This is a genomic window from Paracoccus sp. MC1862 (genome assembly GCF_016617715.1).
In the GTDB taxonomy this organism is placed as follows: Bacteria; Pseudomonadota; Alphaproteobacteria; order Rhodobacterales; family Rhodobacteraceae; genus Paracoccus.
The window spans coordinates 2,920,780-2,937,909 of sequence record NZ_CP067225.1 but is presented as its reverse complement, the minus strand read 5'-3'; the positions used below and the strand labels follow the sequence as shown (position 1 = coordinate 2,937,909).

General features: G+C 69.0%; 20 protein-coding genes. 8 read left to right on the top strand and 12 right to left on the bottom strand.

What is annotated here, in order from left to right; translation table 11 throughout:
- Positions 1-32 precede the first annotated feature (32 nt).
- Complete coding sequence (locus tag JGR78_RS14580) at positions 33-797, top strand: N-formylglutamate amidohydrolase (RefSeq protein ID WP_220494861.1); 765 nt, start codon at positions 33-35, stop codon at positions 795-797.
- A gap of 198 nt (positions 798-995) precedes the next feature.
- Here JGR78_RS14580 and JGR78_RS14575 read toward each other — a convergent pair whose 3' ends face one another.
- The 7 genes from JGR78_RS14575 to ruvC all read right to left on the bottom strand — a co-directional run bounded on the left by JGR78_RS14575 (position 996) and on the right by ruvC (position 6,962).
- On the bottom strand, positions 996-3,191 hold the full coding sequence (locus tag JGR78_RS14575; protein ID WP_182791791.1) for a primosomal protein N': 2,196 nt from the start codon (positions 3,189-3,191) through the stop codon (positions 996-998).
- A 121-nt stretch (positions 3,192-3,312) separates the two neighbouring features.
- Entirely contained in the window at positions 3,313-3,468 is a 156-nt protein-coding gene (locus tag JGR78_RS14570) for a hypothetical protein (RefSeq protein WP_182791691.1), read from the bottom strand.
- Complete coding sequence (locus JGR78_RS14565) at positions 3,465-3,881, bottom strand: PaaI family thioesterase (protein ID WP_182791689.1); 417 nt, start codon at positions 3,879-3,881, stop codon at positions 3,465-3,467. The genes JGR78_RS14570 and JGR78_RS14565 overlap by 4 nt, the downstream gene beginning before the upstream one ends.
- Positions 3,874-4,899, bottom strand: coding sequence for a Holliday junction branch migration DNA helicase RuvB (gene ruvB / locus JGR78_RS14560; protein ID WP_182791688.1), 1,026 nt, complete (start codon positions 4,897-4,899; stop codon positions 3,874-3,876). The genes JGR78_RS14565 and ruvB overlap by 8 nt, the downstream gene beginning before the upstream one ends.
- Complete coding sequence (gene htpX / locus JGR78_RS14555) at positions 4,896-5,771, bottom strand: zinc metalloprotease HtpX (RefSeq protein WP_182803283.1); 876 nt, start codon at positions 5,769-5,771, stop codon at positions 4,896-4,898. Before htpX ends, ruvB begins: the two co-directional genes overlap by 4 nt.
- Positions 5,772-5,784: 13 nt before the next feature.
- Positions 5,785-6,471: a Holliday junction branch migration protein RuvA gene (gene ruvA / locus JGR78_RS14550; RefSeq protein WP_182803285.1), complete on the bottom strand. Its 687-nt coding sequence runs from the start codon at positions 6,469-6,471 to the stop codon at positions 5,785-5,787.
- Positions 6,468-6,962 (bottom strand): crossover junction endodeoxyribonuclease RuvC, encoded by a 495-nt coding sequence (gene ruvC / locus JGR78_RS14545; RefSeq protein ID WP_182791684.1) that lies wholly within the window; start codon positions 6,960-6,962, stop codon positions 6,468-6,470. The genes ruvA and ruvC overlap by 4 nt, the downstream gene beginning before the upstream one ends.
- Positions 6,963-7,086: 124 nt before the next feature.
- On the opposite strand from ruvC, the gene JGR78_RS14540 reads away from it, so the two are divergent.
- Genes JGR78_RS14540 through JGR78_RS14515 form a run of 6 tightly spaced genes read left to right on the top strand, consistent with a single transcriptional unit; the run spans position 7,087 to position 12,978 of the window.
- Complete coding sequence (locus JGR78_RS14540) at positions 7,087-9,921, top strand: monovalent cation/H+ antiporter subunit A (RefSeq protein ID WP_182803287.1); 2,835 nt, start codon at positions 7,087-7,089, stop codon at positions 9,919-9,921.
- 1 nt (position 9,922) lies between these two features.
- Complete coding sequence (locus tag JGR78_RS14535; protein ID WP_182791681.1) at positions 9,923-10,270, top strand: Na+/H+ antiporter subunit C; 348 nt, start codon at positions 9,923-9,925, stop codon at positions 10,268-10,270.
- Positions 10,267-11,820, top strand: coding sequence for a monovalent cation/H+ antiporter subunit D (locus JGR78_RS14530; protein ID WP_182791680.1), 1,554 nt, complete (start codon positions 10,267-10,269; stop codon positions 11,818-11,820). Before JGR78_RS14535 ends, JGR78_RS14530 begins: the two co-directional genes overlap by 4 nt.
- Positions 11,817-12,305, top strand: a complete 489-nt coding sequence (locus tag JGR78_RS14525; protein WP_182791678.1) for a Na+/H+ antiporter subunit E — start codon at positions 11,817-11,819, stop codon at positions 12,303-12,305. Before JGR78_RS14530 ends, JGR78_RS14525 begins: the two co-directional genes overlap by 4 nt.
- A gap of 2 nt (positions 12,306-12,307) precedes the next feature.
- Positions 12,308-12,577 (top strand): K+/H+ antiporter subunit F, encoded by a 270-nt coding sequence (locus JGR78_RS14520; protein ID WP_182791790.1) that lies wholly within the window; start codon positions 12,308-12,310, stop codon positions 12,575-12,577.
- Positions 12,574-12,978: a Na+/H+ antiporter subunit G gene (locus JGR78_RS14515; RefSeq protein WP_182791677.1), complete on the top strand. Its 405-nt coding sequence runs from the start codon at positions 12,574-12,576 to the stop codon at positions 12,976-12,978. The genes JGR78_RS14520 and JGR78_RS14515 overlap by 4 nt, the downstream gene beginning before the upstream one ends.
- A 3-nt stretch (positions 12,979-12,981) precedes the next feature.
- Here the strand turns inward: JGR78_RS14515 and JGR78_RS14510 are convergent, their stop codons facing one another.
- The 3 genes from JGR78_RS14510 to fsa are packed head-to-tail and all read right to left on the bottom strand — an operon-like array spanning position 12,982 to position 15,283.
- On the bottom strand, positions 12,982-13,923 hold the full coding sequence (locus tag JGR78_RS14510) for a tyrosine recombinase XerC (protein ID WP_182791676.1): 942 nt from the start codon (positions 13,921-13,923) through the stop codon (positions 12,982-12,984).
- On the bottom strand, positions 13,920-14,630 hold the full coding sequence (locus JGR78_RS14505; RefSeq protein ID WP_234450762.1) for a DUF484 family protein: 711 nt from the start codon (positions 14,628-14,630) through the stop codon (positions 13,920-13,922). The genes JGR78_RS14510 and JGR78_RS14505 overlap by 4 nt, the downstream gene beginning before the upstream one ends.
- Positions 14,627-15,283, bottom strand: a complete 657-nt coding sequence (gene fsa, locus JGR78_RS14500) for a fructose-6-phosphate aldolase (RefSeq protein WP_182791675.1) — start codon at positions 15,281-15,283, stop codon at positions 14,627-14,629. The genes JGR78_RS14505 and fsa overlap by 4 nt, the downstream gene beginning before the upstream one ends.
- 124 nt (positions 15,284-15,407) lie before the next feature.
- On the opposite strand from fsa, the gene JGR78_RS14495 reads away from it, so the two are divergent.
- A complete protein-coding gene (locus JGR78_RS14495; RefSeq protein WP_182791673.1) occupies positions 15,408-15,935 on the top strand; it encodes a TIGR00645 family protein in 528 nt (175 codons plus the stop codon).
- Between the two features lie 12 nt (positions 15,936-15,947).
- Here JGR78_RS14495 and folD read toward each other — a convergent pair whose 3' ends face one another.
- Together folD and JGR78_RS14485 are read right to left on the bottom strand one after the other, a co-directional pair.
- Positions 15,948-16,826 (bottom strand): bifunctional methylenetetrahydrofolate dehydrogenase/methenyltetrahydrofolate cyclohydrolase FolD, encoded by an 879-nt coding sequence (gene folD / locus JGR78_RS14490; RefSeq protein WP_182791672.1) that lies wholly within the window; start codon positions 16,824-16,826, stop codon positions 15,948-15,950.
- Entirely contained in the window at positions 16,816-17,124 is a 309-nt protein-coding gene (locus JGR78_RS14485; RefSeq protein WP_182791671.1) for a chorismate mutase, read from the bottom strand. Before JGR78_RS14485 ends, folD begins: the two co-directional genes overlap by 11 nt.
- Positions 17,125-17,130: the final 6 nt, after the last annotated feature.

The window sequence follows — 17,130 nt, the reverse complement described above, 5'->3', positions numbered from 1 at the left end:
GGCCATGCAGCGGGACGTATACCGCCCCCATCATGAACGCACATGACAGTGATCCGATCGACGCCCCGCCCTTCACCATCGAGGGAGAAACCCGCCCCTCGCGCTGGCTTGTCACCTGCGACCATGCGACGAACCGCGTGCCGCACTGGGTGAACGGCGGCGACCTCGGCATCGCGGCGCAGGACATGGCGCGCCACATCTCCCATGACGTGGGCGCGGCGGGGCTTGCCTCGGCGCTGGCGCACAGGCTGGACGCGCCGATGGTGCGGTCGGATTTCTCGCGCCTCGTGATCGACCCGAACCGGGGAGAGGACGACCCGACGCTGCTGATGCGGCTTTACGACGGCACGGTGATCCCGGCGAACCGCAGCGCGGATGCGGCAGAACGGGAACGGCGGCTCGACCGCCTCTATCGCCCCTATCACCGGGAACTCGCCCGGCTGGCCGCGGCCCATCCGGCGCGGGCGATCTGCGCCGTCCACAGCTTCACCCCGCAACTCAAGGGCCGCCCGCCGCGCCCTTGGCTGGTCGGCATCCTTTATTCCCACCGCGATGAACGGCTCGGCCCCGCGATGGTCCGCGCCTGCCGCGCGCAGGGCTGGATCACCGGCGACAACGAGCCCTACAGCGGCCATCTTGAAGGTGATTCCATTGACACCCACGCGCTGGCACAGGGCCGCCCGAACCTGCTGGTCGAGGTCAGGAACGACCTGATCCGGGACGCAGGGGGGCAGGAGATGTGGGCCGCTCGCCTCGCTCCTGTGCTGGAGTCCGTGCTGGTTGAAAGCGGTGCCTGACGCGGGGCTCTGCCCCGATCGCCACGGCCATGGCCTTCCTCGCTGACAAAAGTCTACCGGGCTGCCGGCCGGTCGCTCGAAAGCCCCAGATATTCGGGCGAAGAAGAAGCCGGCAGGCATCTTCTTTCTGGTCTGAATACCCGCTCCCGCAGGACGGCCAAGGGAATCGTTGCTCGGCTGCTCGTTGCTTTCAAGACGTCAAAGGAAGCTCTGCGGGTCGATGTCCACCGCGAGGCGCAGGTTCGTCGGCGCTTTCGGTGCAACGGCGAGCCACGCCGCGATGGCCGATTGCAGCGGCGCCTGCCGGGGCGCGCGGACCAGCATCCGCACGCGATAGCGCGCCCGCACCCGCGCGATGGGTGCGGGCGCGGGGCCGAACAGCTCGGCTCCGATCTCGGAGAGGGGCGCGGCGCGGCGGGCGAGTTCCTGCGCGTATGCCTCGACCACCGGCTGGTCGGGGTGGGACAGGATGATGCCCGCAAGTCGAGAGAAGGGCGGCATGCGGGCGGCGTGGCGCGATTCGGCTTCGGCGTTCCAGAAGGCCTCGTCGTCACCCGACAGGATCGCGCGGATCACCGGATGCTCGGGCTGGTGCGTCTGCAGCAGCGCAAGGCCCGGCCGGTCGCCCGCTTGCCGTCCGGCTCGCCCGGCTACCTGCCGCATCAGCTGGAAGGACCGTTCCGCCGCCCGCAGGTCCGCCCCCTGCAGCCCGAGGTCCGCGTCGATCACACCGACCAGCGTCAACTGGGGAAAGTTGTGCCCCTTCGCCACGATCTGGGTGCCGATGATGATGTCGGCATCCCCCGCCGCGATGTTCGCGATCGTCTCCTTCAACACCCGGGCCGAGGTATAGAGGTCCGAGGACAGCACCACCGCGCGCTTGCCGGGGAAACGCTCGGCCACCTCTTCGCCCAGCCGCTCGACGCCGGGGCCGATGGCGGCGAGCTTGCCCTCGACGCCGCAGGCCGGGCAGGCCACCGGGATCGGCTTGGTCGCGCCGCACTGGTGGCAGATCAGCCGCCGCTGGAAGCGGTGCTCCACCATCCGCGCGTCGCAGTCGTCGCAGCCGATCTGGTGGCCGCAGGCCCGGCAGGTCGTCACCGGTGCATAGCCTCGGCGGTTGAGGAACAGCAGAGACTGTTCCCCCCGCTCCAGCCGCTCCTCGACCGCCCGGCCGAGGGTGGGGGAAATCCAGCGGCCCGAGGGCAGGTCCTCTTTCCGCAGGTCGATGGCGGCCATGTCGGGCAGTTCCGCCTCGCCATAGCGGGCGCGCAGGTCCACGCGGCGATACTTGCCGGTCGCCGCATTCACCCAGGTCTCGACCGAAGGGGTGGCCGAGGCCAGCACCACCTGCGCCCCCTCGATGCTGGCGCGCAGCACGGCCATGTCGCGGGCGTTGTAATGCACCGTCTCGTCCTGCTTGTAGGAGCCGTCATGTTCCTCATCGACCACGATCAGGCCGAGGTCGCGGAAGGGCAGGAACAGCGCGGACCTTGCGCCGACGACCACGCCCACCTCGCCCCGCCCCGCCATGTGCCACAACCGGCGGCGCTCGGTGCGGGTGATGCCCGAGTGCCACTCGCCGGGACGGGCACCGAAGCGGGCCTCGACACGGTCGATGAACTCGGCCGACAGCGCTATTTCCGGCAACAGGACCAGCGCCTGCCGGCCCATCCGCAGGGTCTCGGCCACGGCTTCCAGATAGACCTCGGTCTTGCCCGAGCCGGTGACCCCCCGCAGCAGGGTCGTCGCATAGCCGCCGCCGCGCAGGCCGGTTCGCAGAGCCTCGGCCGCCTCTGCCTGATCCGGCGCCAGCGGCTTTCCCGGCAGCGAAGGGTCGAGCCGCGGATAAGGCGCGTCCTTCGGCGCCTCGGTCTCGACCAGCGTTCCCGTGCCGACCAGCCCCTTGACGACCGAGGCGCCGACCCCTGCCAGTTGCGCCAGTTCCGAAGGGGCGAAGCCCGCGCCGCCATGCTCCTCGATCACCCGCAGGACGGCGGCCCGCGCCTCGGTCATGCGGTCGGGTGGCGGTCCCACGCGGTGGACGACGCGGCGGGCGGCTGGCGGCTGGTCCAGGTCGGGCGCGCGCAGCGTCATCCGCAGCATCACCGGCAGGGGCGTCAGGGTGTAGTCGGCGGCGCGCCCGATGAACTCCAGCATCCCCTCGCCGAATGGGGCGGCGTCCACCAGCCGCGCGACAGGCCGCAGCTTGGCCGCGTCGAAGTCGCCCATCCCCTTGCCCCAGACCACGCCCAGCACCCGGCGCGGTCCCAACGGCACGACGACCAGTTGTCCCAGCAGCACGCCCCCCTCGGGCGAGAGGTAGTCGAGCCGGCCCACCGGCTCGGTCGTCAGCACCCCGATGCGGGCGCGTTCAGGGAAATGCGTGGTCATGAACTCCTGCAGATGGCGGGGCGGATGCAACATTACCTAATCATGTCGCCGGACCCTGTCAGGGCCTCGACGCGGCAACCCGCAGGGTGGAGGCCGGCCCCACCTTCCCCGGCCCTCAGCGTCAGATGTCCGACAGGAAGAACCGCTGGAACACGAAGATGCAGGCGCCGATCCCCAGAACGGCCAGAAGCATGTGTCCGGTGCTGAAGGCCCAGATCGTCAGGGCGAAGACGATCGCGGTCACGGCGTAGCGCAGGAAAATGGGCCAGTCGCTCATGGCTCGACCGGGACCATCGTGCCCAGCAGCGTGGCGATGTGCTTGCGGCCGTTCGCGCCTTCCGCGAACACGTCGGACGCTACCGCGACAATACGGCGGCCCGGGCGGATCACCCGGCCCTCGGCCACGAGACGGTCGCCCACGGCAGGAGACAGAAGGTTGATCTTCATCTCGACCGTGACAACCTCGGCCCCTTCCGGCAGCACCGACAAAGCCGCGTAGCCTGCCGCCGAATCGCCGATGGCGAAGGCCAGCGCCGCATGGGCGAAGCCCTGCTGCTGCAGCACATGGTCCGCGATGGGGGCAGCGATCCGGGTCCGGCCCTCGGATGCCTCCTCAAGCTCCGCCCCCAAGGTCTGCATCATCGTCTGCCGCGCGAAGCTGCCGCGCAGCCGGTCTTCCACGTCACTCATCGAACAATCCTGCCTGCGCGGCCCTGGGCATGTCCAGCCCCAGATGCCGCCACCCCAAATGCCCGAGCATCCGGCCACGCGGCGTGCGCAGGATCAAGCCCTGTTGCAGCAGGTAGGGCTCGATCACTTCCTCGATGGCGTCGCGGCTTTCTGACAGCGCGGCGGACAGCGTTTCCACCCCGACCGGCCCGCCGCCGTAATGCTCGGCCATCAGCGTGAGATACCGTCGGTCGGCCGAGTCCAGCCCGAGGTCGTCCACCCCCAGCCGCGTCAGCGCCATGTCGGCCAGTTCGCGCGTCAGCCGCCCGTCTCCCTCGACCAGCGCAAAGTCCACGACCCGGCGCAGCAGCCGGCCCGCGATCCGGGGGGTGCCCCGCGCGCGGCGGGCGATTTCCCACGTGCCCTCCGGCTCGGCCTTGATGCCCATCAGTCGGGCGCCACGAGTGACGATCAGGTCCAGTTCCTCGACCGTATAGAACTGCAGCCGGGTCGGGATGCCGAAGCGATCGCGCAGCGGGGTCGTCAACAAGCCCAGCCGCGTCGTCGCGCCGACCAGCGTGAAGGGCTGCAGTTCGATCCGCACGGTGCGCGCCGCAGGTCCCTCGCCGATCACGAGGTCCAGCTCGAAATCTTCCAGCGCCGGATACAGGACTTCCTCGACCGCCGGGTTCATCCGGTGGATCTCGTCGATGAACAGCACGTCGCGGGCTTCCAGGTTGGTCAGGATCGCCGCCAGATCGCCCGCCCGCGCCAGCACCGGCCCCGAGGTCATCTTGAAGTTCACGCCCAGTTCCCGCGCCATGATCTGCGCCAGCGTGGTCTTGCCGAGGCCCGGGGGGCCGTGGAACAGCGTGTGATCCATCGCCTGTCCCCGCATCCGGGCGCTGTCGATGAAGACGCGCAGGTTGGCGCGCGCCTCGGCCTGGCCGATGAACTCCTCAAGCTTCTGGGGGCGAAGGGCGCGGTCCTCGGCCTCGCCCTCCATCCGCTCGCCGCGCAGGGCAGGATCAGGGGTCATCCGCGCCGCACCGGGGGGACGGAACTGCGGGCGACGGGCGCGACCTGCATCCGCGCCAGCAGGTCAATCCGCTCCTGCGTCGAGGGATGGGTCGAGAACAGCTTGTCCATCCGCAATGCCCCCAGCGGGTTGATGATGAACATCGACGCCGAGGCCGGGTTGCGTTCCGCCGGGATGTTGACCGTCCGCCCCGCCGCATTGGCGATCTTCGCCAGTGCCGAGGCCAAAGCCATCGGGTTGCCGCAGATCTCCGCCCCCGAGCGGTCCGCCACATATTCCCGCGACCGCGAGACCGCCATCTGCACCAGCATCGCCGCCAAGGGCGCGAGGATCATGGCGAGGATGCCGCCCAGCGCCCCGCCCGGCCGGTCGCGATTGCCGGTGAACAGCATCATGTTGCCCAGCATCGCGATCGCCCCTGCCATCGTCGCGGTCACCGTCATCGTCAGCGTGTCGCGGTGCCTGATATGGGCCAGTTCATGCGCAATCACGCCCGCCAGTTCGTCACGGGTCAGTATCCGCAGCAGCCCCTGCGTCACCGCCACCGCCGAGTTCTCGGGGTTGCGCCCGGTGGCGAAGGCATTGGGCTGCTCGGTCGCCAGCACATAGACGGCGGGCATCGGCAGCCCGGCACGTTCCGCAAGCTGCCGGACCATCCGCACCAGATCGGGCGCCTCGGCCTCGGTCACGGGCATCGCGCCATGCTGGCGCAGGACCGCCTTGTCGCTGTTCCACCAGGCCCAGACGTTGCCGACCCCCGCCACGACCAGCGCAAGGATCGCGCCGCCGCTCCCTCCGATAAGCCAGCCCATCCCCATCAGCAGCGCCGTCATCGCCGCCATGAGAAGGAATGTGCGCGTGTTGCCCTGCATCGCCTGCTCCCCCTTATTCCTTGGGCGCCAGAGACTTGAGCGCCGCCCGGATCAACGCGGCGGTGCCGGCGCCGGGTTCCCGCGCGGCGGCCTCGGCCACGGCACTCGCTGCCTCGGACGGACCATAGCCAAGGTTCGTCAGTGCCGACAGCGCATCGGCCGAGGCCGCCGCTGAGCCGGCGTTCCACGCAGGCGCAGAGGTCGGCGCGGCCGCGGGCGCGGCGGGCTCGATGCCCGGCTCGGCCGCATCCAGCACCGCGCCCGCGTCCACCGTCAGCGCGCCGCCCATGGCGATGATCCCCGGCGCCTTGTCCTTCAGTTCCAGCACCACCCGCTGCGCGAGCTTCGGCCCCACGCCCGGCGCACGCCGCACCGCGGCCCAGTCGCCCAGCGCAATGGCGCGGCCCAGTCCCTCGGGCCCCAAGGTCCCCAGGATCGCCAGCGAGGCCTTGGCCCCGATCCCCTGGACCGAGGTCAGCAGCCGGTGCCATTCCTTTTCCAGCAGCGTCGGGAAGCCGAAAAGCTGCAGCAGGTCCTCGCGCACCAGCAGGTCGGTATATAAAGCCGCCACCTGCCCGACCGGAGGCAGGCCCGCTGCCGTGCGCTCGCTGACATGGACGATATAGCCCACGCCGCGCACGTCGATCAGCACGTGGTCGGCGGCGCGGTGCAGGATCAGCCCGGCAATCCGCCCGATCATGCGACGACCTTGATGCGAAGGCTGCGGCTCTGCAGGTGGCGGGCGTGGCAGATGGCGATGGCCAGCGCATCCGCCGCATCCGGTCCCGCAAGCTCGACCCCCGGCAACTGGAAGCGGACCATGTGTTCCACCTGCTGCTTCTGCGCGTGGCCCACGCCGACGATCGCCTTCTTCACGGCGTTGGGCGCATATTCCCCGACCTCGATCCCCGCCTGCGCGGGCGCCAGCAGCGCCACCCCCCGCGCCTGCCCCAGCTTCAGGGTCCCGACCGCGTCCTTGTTGACGAAGGTCTGCTCCACCGCCGCCGCGTCGGGCGCATGCGCCGCGATCACCGCCACCAGCCCCCGGTGCAGGTCGCAGAGCCGCGCGGCCAATCCCTTGCTGTCCGACCGGATGATCCCGTTCGCCACATGCCGCAGGCGAGAGCCATCGGCGACGATGATCCCCCAGCCCATGTTGACCAGACCGGGGTCGATGCCCAGAACCTTCATGCCCGTCCCTTCGGCCTGCTTTCCCAAAGGGCTAGCACGAAGCGCGAACATCGCCTAGCCGATTTCGTCAGTTGCTTGACAGCCGGGCACCCGCTTGGGACACCCGTTCAAATCTGGAGAGCCCATGTCCCCAGCACTGATCGCCGTCCTGCCGTTCCTTGGCGCCCTGTTGCCCGGCCTCATGGTCCGTTCCGGCCGCAACGCCGCCGCCATCGCCTGTGGAACCGTCACCGCGCTCGCGCTTCTGGGACTGCTCCTGCACATCCCCGCGATCATGGCCGGAGAGCTGATTACCGCCCAGCTGGCGTGGATGCCGCAGGTCGGGCTGAACGCGGATTTCATGATCGACGGGCTGGGGCTTCTCTTCGGCATCCTCATCCTCGGGATCGGGCTGCTCATCATCCTCTATGCCCGCTTCTACCTGTCGGAACAGGACGCGGCGGGGCCGTTCTTCACCTACCTGATGCTGTTCCAGGGCGCGATGACGGGCATCGTGCTGTCAGACAACATCCTGATGATGCTCGTCTTCTGGGAACTGACGTCGCTCTCGTCCTTTCTGCTGATCGGCTTCTGGAAGCACCTGCCCGAGGGGCGGCAGGGCGCCCGCATGGCGCTGACCGTGACTGCGCTGGGCGGCCTTGCGATGATCGCGGGCTGCCTGATGCTGGGGCAGGTCGCGGGATCGTATCGCCTGTCCGAGATCATCGCCCAGCGCGAGGCGATCCAGGGATCGGACCTCTACCTGCCGGCGCTGCTGCTGATCCTGCTCGGGGCCTTCACCAAGTCGGCGCAGTTCCCGTTCCATTTCTGGCTGCCGCGCGCCATGGCCGCGCCCACGCCGGTCAGCGCCTACCTGCATTCGGCCACGATGGTGAAGGCCGGGATCTTCCTGATGGCGCGGCTCTGGCCGGTGCTGGCGGGCACGCCCGAGTGGTTCGGGATCGTTGCCACCACGGGCCTTGTCACCATGATGGTCGGGGGGGTGATCGCGCTGTTCCAGGACGACCTCAAGGGCCTGCTGGCCTATTCGACGGTCAGCCATCTGGGCCTCATCACCATGCTTCTGGGCTTCGGCACCGAAAAGGCCGCCGTCGCCGCGATGTTCCACATCGTGGCCCATGCCACCTTCAAGGCCGCGCTGTTCATGTGCGCGGGCATCATCGACCACGCGGCGCACACGCGATCCATCCAACGGCTGGGTGGCCTGCGCGCGTTGATGCCGCTGACCTTCGGGCTGGTGCTGATCGCCTCGCTGTCGATGGCGGGCGTGCCGCCCTTCAACGGCTTCCTGTCGAAAGAGATGATGCTTGAGGAAGCGGCCGCGCAAAGCTGGCACGGCCTCGAATGGGTGATCCCCTATGGCGCGACGCTGGCGGCGCTGGTCTCGGTCGCTTATTCGCTGCGGCTGGTGGCCCATGTTTTCCTCGGGCCAAGGCGTCAGGACTATCCCCACGCGCCCCACGACCCCGAGCCGGGCCTGTGGTCCGGCCCGGCACTGCTGGTGGTGCTGGTCGTCGTCACCGGGCTGTTCCCGAACGCGACCGTCGGCTGGCTGGTCGCCGCCGCGGGCGCCGCCGTCACCCAGGCGCCGCAGTATCCGCATTTCACCTTGTGGCACGGCGTCACGCCCGCGCTGATGATGTCGGTGGTGGCCATCGCCGGCGGCGCGCTGCTGCTGGCGCTGTGGCGCCCGGCCGAGTCCGCCCGCCTGCGTCTGCCGCGTCCCGACGCCAAGCGCATCTTCGACGGGATCGAGGGCGGCATCGCTCGCATCGCCTGCGACTTCAGCGAAAGCTTCACCAATGGCTCGATGTCGCGCGCCCTGTCGCTGCTGATGCTGACCTGCGTGATCTGCGGCTTCGCCGCCTGGCACACCGGCCTCGCCCGCCCCGAGCCGAGGCCGATGCTGCCGGTCACGCCCGTCGCGCTGATGGGCTGGGTGATGATGCTGGTGGCTGTGGGGACGCTGGTCACGCTGCACCGGCGGCGCATCCTCGCGCTGGTGCTTGTGGGCATTGTCGGGCTGATCGTGTCCTGCACCTTTGTCTATTTCTCGGCCCCCGATCTCGCGCTGACACAGATCACGGTCGAGGTCGTCACCGTTATCCTGATGCTGCTGGCGCTGAACTTCCTGCCCAAGCGCACGGTGCTGGACACCGGCAACGCCAAGCGCGGGGCGGATGCCTTTGTGGCGACTCTGGCCGGGCTGGGTGTTGGCGCGTTGTCCTATGCGATCATGCGGCGCGACTTCGCCTTCCCCTCGATCTCGGGCTACATGGTCGAGAACAGCTACAGGCTTGGCGGCGGCGACAATGTCGTCAACGTGATCCTGGTCGATTTCCGCGGCTTTGACACCTATGGCGAGATTACCGTGCTGGGCATTGCCGGGCTGGCCATCTTCGCCATGACCGAGGCGCTGCTGGGCGGCCGCGCATCCGCCCGGCTGCGGGGCTGGACCCATGACATGCGCCGCGCGGGCGACCGCCATCCGCTGATGCTGGTGGTGGCGACGCGGGTGCTGCTGCCGCTGTCCTTCGTGGTGGGCATCTATATCTTCCTGCGCGGCCACAACGCGCCGGGCGGCGGTTTCATCGCCGGCCTTGTCGTCTCGGTCGCGCTGGTCATGCAATACATGGCCTCGGGCTATGCCTGGGCGATGGAACGGCAGAACATCCCCTATCACGCGCTGATCGCGCTTGGGGTGCTGGCGGCCGGGATTACCGGCGGGGGCGCATGGTTCGCGGGCCAGCCGTTCCTGACCTCGGCCTTCGGCTATGTCCATCTGGCGGGCGTCGAGCCGGTCGAATGGGCCACGGCCATGGGCTTCGACACCGGCGTCTTCCTGGCGGTCGTGGGGGCGGTGATGCTGGCGCTGAACTCGCTGTCGCGCATCGCACGGGCGGCGGGAGAAAGCGTCAACGCGCATCCCATGGATTTCCGGCAGGAGGGAGGCCGCTGAGATGGAGGTCCTGATCGCCTCGGCCATCGGCACCCTGACCGCCGCCGGAGTCTACCTGACCCTTCGCAAGCGCAGCTTCGCGGTGATCGTGGGGATGACGCTGCTGAGCTATGCCACCAACCTGTTCCTGTTCGCGACGGGGCGGCTGGTGATCGACCTTCCGCCGATCCTGAATGATGCCGCGCCGGGCTATACCGACCCGCTGCCGCAGGCACTGGTGCTGACCGCCATCGTCATTTCCTTCGGGATGACGGCGGTCACGTTGATGATGGCGCTGGGCGCTTTCATCGAGGGCGGCGACGACCGCATCGACCTGCCCGGCCGCGACCGCAAGGGGCCGCGCCCATGAACCACTGGCTTGTCATCCCGGTCGTCCTGCCAGCCTTCGTCGGCCCGCTGATCGTCCTGGCGATGCGGCAGGACCTGCTTCTGCAGCGCGTCTTCAGCACCGCCGCGACCGCGGGGCAACTGCTGCTCGCGCTCTGGCTGATGCTGCAGGCGATGGGCGGGGACGTGCAGGTCTATCGGCTGGGAAACTGGGCCGCGCCCTTCGGCATCGTGCTGATGCTGGACCGGCTGGCGGCGCTGATGCTGGTGCTGACGGGGGTGGTGGGGCTGCTGGTGCAGCTTTACGCCATCGGTTCGGGCTGGGACCGCAGGGGCAAGCATTTTCATGCGCTGTGGCAGTTCCAGTTGATGGGCGTCAACGGCGCTTTCCTGACCGGCGACGCCTTCAATCTCTTCGTCTTCTTCGAAATCCTGCTGATCGCCAGCTACGGGCTGATGATCCAGGCGGGCGGAGAGCTGCGGCTGCGCGCGGGCGTGCAATATGTCGTCTACAACCTCGCCGGATCGTCTCTGTTCCTCGCCGCGCTGGGGACGATCTATTCCGCGACCGGCACGCTGAACATGGCCGACATGGCGATGCGCGTGGCGCAGATGCCCGCGACCGACACGGCGGTGCTGCGCGTGGGCGCGGTGCTGCTGATGCTGGTCTTCGCGATCAAGGCGGCGCTGGTGCCGCTGCATTTCTGGCTGCCCGCGACCTATGCCCGCGCGCCCGGTCCCGTCGCGGCGCTGTTCGCGATCATGACCAAGGTTGGCGTTTACGGCATCATCCGCTTCTTCACCCTGGTCTTCCCCGCCGACAGCGTGATCGAGCGTTTCGCCGCCGACATCCTGCTGCCCGCGGCCCTTGTCACGCTGATCGTGGGGCAGTTGGGCGTTCTCGGCTCGCGCCACATGGGACGGATGGCAGCCTTCGCGGCGCTGGGGTCGGTCGGCACGCTGATGATCGCGGTGGCGCAGTTCCGGCTACCCGGTCTGACGGCGGGGATCTGGTATCTCGTCCATTCGACGCTGGCCTCGGCGGCGCTGTTCCTGGCGGTGGACCTGATCGGCACAAGGCGGCGTGACGCGAGCCTGTGGCTGCGCCCCGCCCCGCCCATCCTGCAGGCGGGGATCGTCGCCGCGCTGTATTTCGCGGCCGCCATCGGGATGGCGGGCCTGCCGCCGCTGTCGGGCTTTCTCGGCAAGCTGGCAGTGCTGCAGGCGGTGCGGAACGGAGAAGGCACGGCGGTGATCTGGGGCATCGTCCTCGTCACCTCGATCTTCGCCATTGTCGGGCTGGCCCGCGCGGGCTCGCTGGTCTTCTGGAAGGCCCATGCGGCCGAGGACTTCCTGCCCGACCGGCAGGAACCCGACGAGCCGCCGCATGACCGGACCTTCCCCTCGGCCGGGCTGGCGCTGACGGCGACGGGGGCACTGATCGCGGGCATGGTGGCGCTCACCGTGCTTGCAGGGCCGATGATGCGCTATGCCGATGCCACCGCCCGCCAACTGATGAACCCTGCCCCTTACATCGAGGCCGTGCTGGTCGGACAGGAGGGGGTGAAATGATCCGCCGCATCCTTCCCCATCCGGTCCTGTCGCTGGTGGTGGCGCTGGTCTGGATGCTGCTGGTCAACCGCTTCGCCTGGGGCTCGGTGGTCTTCGCGGCCGTTCTGGGGCTGCTGATTCCAGTCGTGACCGCCCCCTACTGGCCTCGCCGCGCCAGCATCCGCGCCACCCGCATCCCCGGCTATCTGGGCATCGTCATCCACGACATCGTCAAGGCCAATATCGACGTGGCGCGGATCGTGCTGTTCATGCCCAAGGCCGAGTTGCAGCCCGCCTGGCTGGTGGTGCCGCTGGACCTGACCGTGCCCGAAGCCATCGCCGTTTTGATGGGCACCATCACCCTGACCCCCGGCACCGTCAGTTGCGACATGGCCGAGGACGGATCGGCCCTGCTGGTCCATGCGCTGCACTGCCCCGACCCGGCCGCCACGATCGACGAGATCAAGACCCGCTACGAGGCCCGCCTGCAGGAGATCTTCCGTTGAGCATCCTCGCTCTTGCCCTGTGGTTCGCCTTCGGCTGCTTCGCGCTGGCGCAGATCCTCTGCCTTTACCGGCTGATGCGGGCGCCGGGCTTCAGCGACCGGGTGCTGGCGCTGGACACGATGACGATCAACATGATCGCGCTGATCACGCTGTTCGGCATCCAGCGCGGCACCACGGTCTATTTCGAGACCTCGATGCTGTTTGCGCTCTTCGGCTTCGTCTCGACCGTGGCCTTCGCCAAGTTCATCCTGCGGGGGGACATCATCGAATGATCTGGCTTGCGGATATCCTCATCGCCTTTCTGCTGGTGGCGGGCGGCTTCTTCGGCCTTGTCGGTGCCTGGGGGCTGGTTCGGCTGCCCGACATGATGACGCGGCTGCACGGGCCGACCAAGGCGGCGACGCTGGGGGTGGGATCGGTCCTGATCGCCTCGATTGCCTATTTCTGGACCCATCACGGCCAGTTGAGCTGGCACGAGCTGCTGATCGCGCTGTTCGTCTTCATGACCTCGCCGATCACCGGGCTTTATGTCGGCAAGGCGCATATGCACCTGTCGTGGAAGCGGAGCGAACTGCCGCAGCCGCCCTCGGGCGCCGACTGGGCCACCTATGGTCGGGGGGCCGAGACCAGCCCCATCGTCCAGGCTCCCGACCAGCCCCGCGCAAGCGAATAAGCCCTAGCGCCGCGGATGGGCGGCGCGATGGACAGCCAGCAGATGCGCGTCATCGACGCCGGTATAGACCTGCGTTGTGGACAGGCTCGCATGGCCCAGAAGCTGCTGGATGGTCCGCAGGTCGCCCCCCGCCGCCAACAGGTGCGTGGCAAAGCTGTGGCGCAGCGCATGGGGGGTGGCCGTCTCGGGCAGGCCCAGCGACTGGCGCAGGGCCACCATCGCCCCCGAGATGGCGCCCGCGTAAAGCCGCTTGCCCTTGACCGTGCAGAACAGCGGCCCGTCGGGCGTCAGCGGAAAGGGGCATATCCGCAGGTAAGCCGTGACAGCGTCCCGCGCGGCGGGCAGGACCGGGACCAGCCGCTCGCGTCCGCCCTTGCCGCAGATCACCAGTGATTCGCCGAAGGGCCAGTCGCGGCCGTCCAGCCCCAGCGCCTCGCTGATCCGCAGGCCCAGCCCGTAAAGCAGCGTCAGCACCGCCACGTCGCGGGCCGAGACCCATGGCGTCGGGTGCCGCTCGCCCGCGAGGTCCAGGATGGCGCGGGCCTGTTCCACCGGGATCGGGCGCGGCAGGCTGCGGCGATAGCGGGGGCTGCGCGCGGACAGCGCCCGGCTCGCGTCGAAGCCCTCGCGGTCGCTGATCCAGCGCAGGAAGCTGCGGACGGCGGACAGGCGGCGGGCGAGGCTGCGGGCCGAAAGGCCCCGCGCTCGTTCGGCCGCGGCAAAGGCGCGGATGTCGGTCTGCACAAGCCCCCCCAGCGTCCGGGGCAGCGCGGGCTGACCGTGGTAGCCGCCAAGAAAGGACAGGAAGGCCAGCAGGTCGCCCTGATAGGCGGTGATCGTGTGGTCCGACCGGCCACGGGTCGCGCGTTCGCTGTCAAGCCAGCGGGCCAGCGCGTCGGCCATGGCCGGGACCAGCGCCAGCGGCACTGGACCCTGCCCGCTCATTCCCTGAGCCAGCCGATCAGGACCAGCCGGAACACCTGCGCGAAGAATCGCAACAGGTCGGTGCCATGCGCGGGCGAGAACCGCCCGCCATCCAGCGAGCCCATCACCAGCAGCGCCGGGGGGCGGCCCGTCCCTAGGTTCAGCGGCAGCAGCGCCTCGGACCGGACCTCGGCGCCATGGACGGCCCGCGTCTCGGCGCTGGCGCGGCGCAGCACGATGTCGTCGCCGCGCGGCGCCCTGCGGCCCGCCGCGATCATCCGCCCGACGGCCCCTGCGGGCACCACCACCAACGCGCCGGCGGAGGGCGGTGCAGGCGGATCCTGCGTTTCCATCACCAGCTTCAGCGTCTCGATCCGCAGGATCGGCGCCACATCGGTTTCCAGCATGTCGAGGAAGGCCGCGAAATCCATCGGCTCCAGCAGCGCCAGCACCGCGCGGTGGACCGTCTGCGTCCCGGCCTGGTTCTCGTAGGCCGCCGAGATCACGCTTTCATGCACCGATTCCAGCCGGTCGAGCCGATGCTCCAGCGCCTCCATCGCGCGGCCGCGGATGTCGATGACATTCTCGCCGAACTCGGCCTCGCGTGCGGCGACCAGCGCCCGCATCAGTTCCCGGTCCTGCAGGATCAGCGCAGGCTCGGCCAGCAGCCGGGCGCGGGTGCCGCCATCCAGCGCCGCGGCGGCCGCGCGTTCCGCAGCCCCGGTCACAGGCCGATCTTCTGGCCGGTCCGGGCCCAGTCGGCGTTGAACTGGTCCAGCCCCTTGTCGGTCAGGACGTGGCTGGCCATGGCCTTGATGACGGCGGGCGGCGCGGTGATGACATCGGCGCCGATGCGGGCGCATTCGATAATGTGGTTGACCGACCGGATCGAGGCGGCCAGCAGGTTCGTCTCGTAGCCGTAGTTGTCGTAGATGCGGCGGATGTCGGCGATCAGCTCCATCCCGTCCAGGCCGATGTCGTCCAGCCGGCCGATGAAGGGGCTGATGAAGGTCGCCCCCGCCTTGGCCGCGAGGATCGCCTGCGCCGCCGTGAAGCACAGCGTGACGTTGACCATGTGGCCGTCGTCGGTCAGCGCCTTGCAGGCTTTCAGCCCGTCCCAGGTCAGCGGCACCTTGACGGTGACGTTGGGGGCGATCTCGGCCAGATGCTTGCCCTCGCGGATCATGCCCTCGGCGTCGGCGGCCACGACCTCGGCGCTGACGGGGCCGGGGACCATCTCGCAGATCTCGCGCGTGACCTCGGCGATGTCGCGGCCCGATTTCAGGATCAGCGAGGGGTTGGTCGTGACCCCGTCCACCATGCCCAGTTCGTGCAATTCGCGGATGGCGGCGATGTCGGCGGTATCGACGAAGAACCTCATGGCGCGGCGGCCTCCTTGGGCGTGGGTCGGGGCTGGTTTAGACCAGATCGCCCCAAGCGGAAAGCCTTGCGGGCCTGCCGGTCGCCGCTAATCTGCGCCAAGGAACGGACGAGGACGCGCGGGCATGGAAAAGGGGTTCGAGCGGCTGCTGTCCGCCTCGCGCTGGCTGCTGGCGCCGATGTATCTGGGGCTGGTCGCGGTCATGGGGATGCTGCTGGTCGTCTTCCTGCGCCAGACCCTTCACTACCTGCCCCAAGCCCTGACCATGACAACCGAAACCGCCATCGTCACGGCGCTGTCGCTGAGCGACCTGACATTGACGGCGAACCTGCTGCTGATCGTGGTATTTTCAGGCTACGAGAACTTCGTGTCGCGGCTGGACGTGCCCCTCGACGTGGCGCGGCCTTCATGGATGGGAACGGTCGATTTTGCGGGCCAGAAGATGAAGCTGATCGCCTCGATCGTGGCGATCTCTGCCATCGATCTGCTCAAGCGGTTCATGGAGGTCGGACGTCCCGGCATCGTTTCGCCGGACGACCGCGAACTGAAGTGGCTGGTCATCATCCATGTGGTCTTCGTCTTCTCGGGCCTGCTGATGGCCGCAACCGATTGGCTGGCTGCCCGCAGCGTCAAGAAGCAGCCAGAATCCTGACGGGGCGGGGGATCAGGGCGTCAGCCCCTCGGGTTCCGGCAGCCCGTTCACCCGCGCCGTGGCGGTCAGCGTGTTCGCCAGCAGGCAGGCGATGGTCATGGGGCCGACGCCGCCCGGAACCGGGGTGATCGCGCCCGCCACGTGACGCGCGGCCTCGAAGTCCACGTCGCCGACCAGCCCGTCATCGGTCCGGTTGATGCCGACGTCGATCACGGTCGCGCCCGGCCTGATCCAGTCGCCCTGCACAAAGCGCGCCCGGCCCACGGCAGCCACGACGATCTCGGCGCGGCGGCACAGGTCCGGCAGATCGCGGGTCCGCGAATGGGCCACGGTCACGGTTGCGCTGTCGGCCAGAAGAAGCTGCGCCATCGGTTTGCCGACGATGTTCGACCGCCCGATCACCAGCGCCTCCCTGCCCACGAGCGAGCCGAGCCGGTCCCGCAGCAGCATCAGGCAGCCCAGCGGCGTGCAGGGCACCATCGCCTTCTGCCCGGTGGCCAGCCGCCCGGCGTTCAGCACGGTGAATCCGTCCACGTCCTTTTCCGGCGCGATGGCATTGATGACCGCCGCCTCGTCCATGTGCTTCGGCAAGGGAAGCTGCACGAGGATGCCGTTCACCGCCGGATCGCCATTCAGCCGCGCGATCAGCGCCAGCAGGTCCTGCTGCGAGGCATCCACGGGCAGGCGGTGCTGGAAGCTTTCCATCCCGGCTTCGACCGTCGCCTTGCCTTTGCTGCGGACATAGACCGCAGAGGCGGGGTCCTCGCCCACCAGCACCACGGCAAGGCCCGGCGTGATGCCATGGCAGGCCTTCAGCGCGGCGACCCCTTCGGCCACGCGCCTGCGCAGGGCGGCGGCAGTGGCCTTGCCGTCGATCAGGTCAGCCGTCATCGGCTTCTCCCAGTTGGCGGGCTTCCTGGGCGATGAAATGTTCCATCATTAGGCGCCACAGAGCCTCGGCCAGATCGGGGTCGTAGCCCGTGGCCGCGGCGTTGCGGCGGGCCTTCTCGGCCACTTCCTCGACCCGCTCGTCGATGCGGGCGGGCAGGCCCGCGCCGGCCTTGATCTCGGCCGCGCGGTCGATCAGGCGCGAGCGGCGGGCAAGCAGCCGCGCGAGGTCGAGGTCAAGCGCGTCGATGGCGGCCCGCAGGGCGGTCATGTCGCGCAGTTGCGTCAGGTCATCACTCATGGGCCG

What these genes read in the sequence shown, in the direction of transcription:
- JGR78_RS14580 (WP_220494861.1), top strand. Translation starts at nt 33, where the DNA reads ATGAACGCACATGACAGTGATCCGATCGACGCCCCGCCCTTCACCATC.
- JGR78_RS14575 (WP_182791791.1), bottom strand. Translation starts at nt 3,191, where the DNA reads ATGACCACGCATTTCCCTGAACGCGCCCGCATCGGGGTGCTGACGACC.
- JGR78_RS14570 (WP_182791691.1), bottom strand. Translation starts at nt 3,468, where the DNA reads ATGAGCGACTGGCCCATTTTCCTGCGCTACGCCGTGACCGCGATCGTC.
- JGR78_RS14565 (WP_182791689.1), bottom strand. Translation starts at nt 3,881, where the DNA reads ATGAGTGACGTGGAAGACCGGCTGCGCGGCAGCTTCGCGCGGCAGACG.
- ruvB (WP_182791688.1), bottom strand. Translation starts at nt 4,899, where the DNA reads ATGACCCCTGATCCTGCCCTGCGCGGCGAGCGGATGGAGGGCGAGGCC.
- htpX (WP_182803283.1), bottom strand. Translation starts at nt 5,771, where the DNA reads ATGCAGGGCAACACGCGCACATTCCTTCTCATGGCGGCGATGACGGCG.
- ruvA (WP_182803285.1), bottom strand. Translation starts at nt 6,471, where the DNA reads ATGATCGGGCGGATTGCCGGGCTGATCCTGCACCGCGCCGCCGACCAC.
- ruvC (WP_182791684.1), bottom strand. Translation starts at nt 6,962, where the DNA reads ATGAAGGTTCTGGGCATCGACCCCGGTCTGGTCAACATGGGCTGGGGG.
- JGR78_RS14540 (WP_182803287.1), top strand. Translation starts at nt 7,087, where the DNA reads ATGTCCCCAGCACTGATCGCCGTCCTGCCGTTCCTTGGCGCCCTGTTG.
- JGR78_RS14535 (WP_182791681.1), top strand. Translation starts at nt 9,923, where the DNA reads ATGGAGGTCCTGATCGCCTCGGCCATCGGCACCCTGACCGCCGCCGGA.
- JGR78_RS14530 (WP_182791680.1), top strand. Translation starts at nt 10,267, where the DNA reads ATGAACCACTGGCTTGTCATCCCGGTCGTCCTGCCAGCCTTCGTCGGC.
- JGR78_RS14525 (WP_182791678.1), top strand. Translation starts at nt 11,817, where the DNA reads ATGATCCGCCGCATCCTTCCCCATCCGGTCCTGTCGCTGGTGGTGGCG.
- JGR78_RS14515 (WP_182791677.1), top strand. Translation starts at nt 12,574, where the DNA reads ATGATCTGGCTTGCGGATATCCTCATCGCCTTTCTGCTGGTGGCGGGC.
- JGR78_RS14510 (WP_182791676.1), bottom strand. Translation starts at nt 13,923, where the DNA reads ATGAGCGGGCAGGGTCCAGTGCCGCTGGCGCTGGTCCCGGCCATGGCC.
- fsa (WP_182791675.1), bottom strand. Translation starts at nt 15,283, where the DNA reads ATGAGGTTCTTCGTCGATACCGCCGACATCGCCGCCATCCGCGAATTG.
- JGR78_RS14495 (WP_182791673.1), top strand. Translation starts at nt 15,408, where the DNA reads ATGGAAAAGGGGTTCGAGCGGCTGCTGTCCGCCTCGCGCTGGCTGCTG.
- folD (WP_182791672.1), bottom strand. Translation starts at nt 16,826, where the DNA reads ATGACGGCTGACCTGATCGACGGCAAGGCCACTGCCGCCGCCCTGCGC.
- JGR78_RS14485 (WP_182791671.1), bottom strand. Translation starts at nt 17,124, where the DNA reads ATGAGTGATGACCTGACGCAACTGCGCGACATGACCGCCCTGCGGGCC.